This is a genomic window from Aliivibrio kagoshimensis, from assembly GCF_050337105.1.
GTDB lineage: Bacteria > Pseudomonadota > Gammaproteobacteria > Enterobacterales > Vibrionaceae > Aliivibrio_A > Aliivibrio_A kagoshimensis.
This window is the reverse complement of record NZ_JAKJSQ010000120.1, coordinates 1-5964: the sequence shown is the minus strand read 5'-3', so window position 1 is coordinate 5964 and position 5964 is coordinate 1. Positions and strand designations below refer to the sequence as shown.

Below are 5964 nucleotides of genomic sequence, written 5' to 3'. Positions count from 1 at the left end.
TTATTATATTTTTCTCATACAATATTAAACGGTCAATAAGCGCTAAACTTACATAAAAACTACTTAGAGTGACGGAGAGTAACGGATGTTAACGTCTGAGAAAATTGTTCCAGTTTTACTTGAAAAAGTGTATCAATTAATCGAAAAAAAAATAGAACAGCCTAAGCAAGATTTAGTCAAAAAGTTAGCTCAACGACTTTTTGCAAATATCGCGAACGAAGACCTATTACAGAGAAATGAATCTGACCTATATGGTGCTGTTTTAAGTTTATGGCACCACTTGAATGAAGTTAAACCTGATGCGATTTCAGTTCGAGTTTTTAATCCGACACTCAGTCGAGATGGTTGGAAATCAACACACACTATTGTTGAAATTGTCACTCCTGACGGTCCTTTCCTTGTCGATTCTGTAAAAATGGCGCTGGTGCGTTTAGATACCCAGAGCCACTTGATGTTGAATGGCCCACACTGCTTTACCCGCGAAAATGATGTCATTGTAGATGTGTGCAGTGGTGGTGACACTTCGCAAACTCTGTTCCATGTTGAAGTGGATAGATTAAGCAGTAAGGAAGAGATGAAAGCACTCAAGCATGAACTTGAATGTGTGCTCATCGATGCTGAGTTGGTGGTTCGTGATTGGCAAGGAATGAGCGATAAGCTTGATTCCGTTATTGCTGAAGTGAAAAAAACCCCTGCATTAATTGAACAAGAACACATTACTGAAGTGGCTGAGTTCCTAAAGTGGATCAGTGAACATAACTTTACGTTAATGGGTTACAAACATTTTGACCTGGTTGCCATTGAAGGTGATTATGAGTTACGTCCTACTGAAGAGACTGGATTAGGGCTCTTTTCTGTGGCGTCTCGTGTGAGATTGTTGAAACTTTCAGAGCTTCCCGAATCTGCAAGATTTGAAGCTAAGAAGAATGATCTACTGATTCTGACCAAAGGCAATGTTAAGTCTCGAATTCATCGACCCGCTTACATCGATTACATCGGCATTAAACAGTTCGATAAGAGTGGAAAAGTGATTGGTGAACATCGATTTACCGGTCTGTATACATCATCTGTTTATAACCAGAGCATTTCTAATATTCCACTGATTTGCAACAAAGTGGAGCGGATCCTAGATTCAAGTCATTACGTTAATGGCTCCCATTCATGGAAAGCACTCAATAACATCTTAGAAAACTATCCTCGTGATGAGCTGTTTCAAGCAAGCGAAGATGAGATGCTGGATGTTGGTATGGGTGTGGTTCGAATGCAAGATCGTGACTTGCTGAGACTGTTTGTTCGTAAAGACCCATTTGGCCGTTTTTACTCTTGCATGGTGTATGTCAACAAAGAGCGCTATAACACCGAGCTGAGAACACAAACTCAAAAGATCTTTCAGCAGTACTTTGAATCTGACCAGCATGTGGAGTTTACAACATTCTTCTCAGAGAGCCCATTAGCGCGAACCCACTATTTAGTTCGTGTGGATAATAACAATAGCGATGTTGATGTGAAGACAATAGAGCAGAACTTAGTAGAAGCCGCTTCAACTTGGGATGACCGATTATCAGAAGCCGTTATTGCCAACCTTGGTGAGAGTAAAGGAACACCTGTTTCTAAACAGTATAAAAGAGCGTTCCCTCGTTCATATAAAGAGGAGATGTTACCAGGTTCAGCCGTTGCTGATATTGAGCGTCTTGAAATCTTAAGTGATGACAATAAACTCGGTATGCTTTTTTATCGTCCACAAGAAGAACAAAATAATTCTCGCCACGTAAAATTAAAACTGTTCCATCGAGATGAGCCAATTCATCTGTCTGATGTCATGCCTATGTTGGAAAACTTAGGATTACGCGTTATTGGCGAGTCACCGTATAAGATCGAAAGAGCAGATGGAACGGTTTTTTGGATCCTAGATTTCTCAATGCTTCATAATGGATCAACGGATGTGGATCTTAGAGAAGCACGTGATCGTTTCCAACAAGCGTTTGCTGCAGTATGGTCTGGTGATCTTGAGAGTGATGGATTTAACCGTTTAGTACTTGGCGCTGGTTTGATAGGCCGTGAAGTGACTATTTTACGTAGTTACGCTCGATATATGCGTCAAGTGGGTTTCCCATTTAGCCAAAACTATATTGAGGATACGCTATCCAGTCATCCGAAAATGACAAACCTATTGGTGTCACTCTTTATTAAGCGCTTTAGTCCAAGTGTAAAAGATACCGATAAACAGCAAGAGAAGATTGTTAACACCATCAATAAAGAGCTGGATAAAGTTGAAAGCCTAGATGACGATCGTATTATTCGTCGTTACATGGAGATGATGCTGGCAACGGTTCGAACCAACTATTTCCAAGTTGAAGATGGACAGCCTAAGCCGTGGTTAGCACTCAAATTGAAACCTGCGGAAATTCCAGAAATTCCTGCACCAGTTCCAGCGTTTGAAATTTTTGTTTATGCTCCAGATATTGAGGGTGTTCACCTTCGTGGTGGTAAAGTTGCTCGTGGTGGTTTGCGTTGGTCTGACCGTCAAGAAGATTTCAGAACAGAAGTACTTGGTTTGGTCAAAGCACAGCAAGTGAAAAACACCGTAATTGTACCGGTTGGTGCAAAAGGGGGATTCGTTTGTAAGCATCAACATCATTATACAACTCGAGATGCTATCTTCGCTGAAGGTCAACGTTGTTACCGTCGCTTCATTAGAGCACTATTGGATGTTTCTGATAACATTATTGATGGTGATATTGTAGCGCCTGTCAATGTGGTTCGACACGATGATGATGACCCATATTTGGTTGTTGCCGCTGATAAAGGAACGGCAACTTTCTCAGACCTTGCAAACGAAGTCGCTGGTCAGTATAACTTCTGGTTAGGGGATGCGTTTGCTTCTGGTGGCTCTAACGGTTATGACCATAAGCAGATGGGTATTACTGCGAAAGGCGGTTGGGAATCAGTGAAACGTCACTTTAGAGAGATGGATATTGATTGCCAGACTACCGACTTTACCTGTGCGGGTGTCGGAGACATGGCTGGGGATGTATTTGGTAATGGTATGTTGTTGTCAAAAAACATTCGATTACAAGCCGCGTTTAACCACATGCATATCTTTATCGATCCTACTCCTGATTCTGCTTCAAGTTGGATCGAGCGTGATCGCCTGTTCAATCTACCAAGATCAAGCTGGGAAGATTATGATAAATCGTTGATCTCAGCCGGTGGTGGCATTTTCTCTCGTCGTGTTAAGTCAATTAAATTAACCCCTGAAATGAAAAAGATGTTCAACACAACACGAGCATCGATGGCGCCAAATGATCTTATTAAAGAGATCTTAACGTTAGATGTCGATCTTATGTGGAACGGTGGGATCGGAACCTACTTTAAATCAGTCTCAGAAACGGATACGGATGTAGGGGATCGTGCAAATGATGCATTACGTATTAACGGCAAAGAGATCAAAGCTAAAGTGATCGGTGAAGGCGGTAACTTAGGCATGACTCAGCTTGCACGAATTGAGTACGCACTGCATGGTGGCCGAGTTAACACCGACTTTGTTGATAATGTTGGTGGCGTGGATTGCTCCGATAACGAAGTGAATATTAAGATCCTGATCAACAGTTTGGTGGTTAATGGCGATCTGACTTATAAGCAGAGAAATGAATTGTTAAGTCGTATGGAAGATGAAGTTGGTGATATCGTTCTTGAAGATGCATATTGCCAATCAGAGACCATTTCAGTGACTGAACATCAAGGTGTATCACTGGTTAAAGAGCAAGTTCGTTTTATTCACCACTTAGAAAAAACGGGTCAGTTGGATCGTGCACTGGAATACATCCCAGATGATGAAACTATCTCAGAGCGTGAAAAATTAGGTGTTGGTTTAACCAGACCTGAACTTTCTGTATTAGTGGCTTATGGGAAAATGGTGCTGAAAGAGCAGTTGGTGGTCGATGAAATCGCCAATAACCCATACCATGCCAAATTGTTACTGGATTACTTCCCTTCTGAGTTACAGCGTAACTATAGTGATGCGATGGACAAACACCCACTGAGAGCAGAAATCATTGCGACCTGTTTGGCCAATAGAATGGTTAATGAAATGGGCTGTAATTTTGTTATTCGCTTAACGGAAGAGACCGGTGCGGGTGTTGCGGCAATTTCTAATGCTTTTGCTGTTGCAAGAGAGGTCTTTGATTTTGAAGATATATTTAAACAGATTCGTCTGAGTGATAACAAATCGACCGCTGGTGCACAATATGACGCATTGTTTGCTGTAAGAAGAACGTTAAGACGTTTGACGCGATGGTTCTTAAGAAATTACAACAACCAGATCAACATAGAACAACTTATTGAACTCTACAAACCTACTGTGGCAACGATTCGAACTCAACTTGATGACTTCCTCGTTGATGAAGAAGTGTTAGAGCACAAAGAGCAAGCTCAAGTTCTCATTGATTCTGACTTTGATCCGGAAATTGCGAATATCGTGGCGAGACTGTCAAGTCTTTACTCGGCAATGGATATTTCAGATGGTGCGATTGAAACAGATAAAACAGTTGCAACCGCTGCCAAACTTTACTTCACTTTAGGTGACCGATTATCACTGCACTGGTTCTTAAAACAGATCAATGCGCAAAGTGTCGATAATCATTGGCAAGCTTTAGCAAGAGCAACATTCCGTGAAGAGCTCGATTGGCAGCAGCGTCAGCTGACCATATTAGTTCTAAAAACCATGGAAGAGGGCGACAGTTGTGAAGCGGCCATCGAAAATTGGTGCGATACGCATAAAGTAGCGATTGATAGATGGGAAACCATTTTGAAAGAGTTCAAGATTGGTAATGTGCATGAATTTGCAAAATTCTCCGTCGCAATGCGAGAATTAGTGTTATTAAATTTGAATTGTTCGGCAAATGAGTAAATAATACAGCCCCGTTAATCGGGGCTTTTTTTCGGAGGTACAATGCTTTATCGTATAGCCAGAGCTGGCATATTCAAACTTGATGCTGAGAAAGCACATGATCTTGCCATTCAAAACTTCACACGTTTCAATAACACGCCTTTGGATCTATTCTATCGTCAAAAATTAAATGATCACCCAGTCGAAGTGATGGGTTTGACATTTAAAAATGCCGTCGGCTTAGCGGCGGGACTAGATAAAAATGGAGAGTGTATTGACGCTTTCGGTGCCATGGGGTTTGGCTTCGTAGAGGTTGGCACTGTAACACCTCGTCCACAGTCTGGAAATGATAAGCCTAGACTTTTCCGCTTGATTCCAGCAGAAGGGATCATCAACCGAATGGGTTTCAATAACTTAGGGGTTGATAACTTAGTCGATAACGTTAAAAAATCGAATTATGATGGCATCATCGGCATTAATATTGGTAAAAACAAAGACACGCCGATTGAGAAGGGAAGTGAAGATTACTTAATCTGTATGGAGAAAGTATATCAACATGCCGGTTATATTGCCGTGAATATCTCTTCGCCAAACACTCCTGGCTTACGATCGCTACAATATGGTGAAGCTTTGGACCAACTTCTTGCTGAATTAAAACAAAAACAGCAAGAATTGAGTGAGAAATACAACAAATATGTACCGTTAGCCTTAAAGATCGCACCGGATCTTGAGGATCACGAAATTGTACAGATCTGCGAATCATTGATCCGCCATAAGATTGATGGGGTGATCGCTACCAACACGACACTGGATCGCAGTTTGGTAGAAGATATGGAACATGGTTTAGAAGCTGGGGGGCTAAGTGGCCGTCCGGTTCAAAGCCGTAGCACCGAAGTCGTTCGTCGATTATACCAAGAGCTGGGCGATCAAGTTCCTATTATTGGCGTAGGCGGTATTGATTCTTATGTTGCCGCTAAAGAAAAAATGATGGCGGGTGCTAAGTTAGTTCAGGTCTACACTGGCTTCATCTACAAAGGCCCTAATCTAATTAAAGATATCGTCAATAACATTTAGTT

The 5964-nt window shown here is 41.6% G+C and carries 2 protein-coding genes; both read left to right on the top strand.

From position 1 onward, the window contains the following. The first annotated feature begins 85 nt into the window (after nt 1-85). Nucleotides 86-4909: an NAD-glutamate dehydrogenase gene (locus L4C32_RS20065; protein WP_428198662.1), complete on the top strand. Its 4824-nt coding sequence runs from the start codon at nt 86-88 to the stop codon at nt 4907-4909. Between the two features lie 42 nt (nt 4910-4951). Beyond that, entirely contained in the window at nt 4952-5962 is a 1011-nt protein-coding gene (gene pyrD / locus L4C32_RS20060; RefSeq protein ID WP_428198661.1) for a quinone-dependent dihydroorotate dehydrogenase, read from the top strand. Nucleotides 5963-5964: the final 2 nt, after the last annotated feature.